Origin of the sequence: Exiguobacterium sp. SH1S1 (assembly GCF_004337245.1) — a bacterium.
GTDB lineage: Bacteria > Bacillota > Bacilli > Exiguobacteriales > Exiguobacteriaceae > Exiguobacterium > Exiguobacterium aurantiacum_A.
On the sequence record NZ_SJUZ01000031.1, the window covers coordinates 1 to 400 of the forward strand.

General features: G+C 43.5%; 1 pseudogene. It reads left to right on the top strand.

The window, feature by feature from the left end:
* Positions 1-356 (top strand): annotated as a pseudogene (locus EVJ23_RS15105) (hypothetical protein); the annotation flags it as partial.
* Positions 357-400: the final 44 nt, after the last annotated feature.

A 400-nucleotide genomic window follows, 5' to 3' on the forward strand; every position in this document is an offset into this window, starting at 1 on the left:
ACATTACTCTGGTCGTCTGCGGTGGCACGGTCCGCCATAAAACGCGATCTATGCATGGATCTATTGCTGAACGTTCCCTGCAGGATATTAATGCCGATTTAATGTTTGTCGGTGCTGATGGTATTGATGCGGTTAATGGTATTACGACCTTTAATGAAGGTTATTCGATTAGCGGTGCGATGGTCACCGCCGCTAATAAAGTGATTGCCGTTCTCGATTCATCGAAATTTAACCGTCGCGGTTTTAATCAGGTACTGCCAATCGAAAAAATTGACATTATTATTACCGATGATGCTGTATCAGAGGTGGATAAACTGGCATTGCAGAAGACACGGGTAAAATTAATTACGGTGTAGTATTGTTCTGTATGCCGGATAAGGTATTTACACCGCATCCGGCA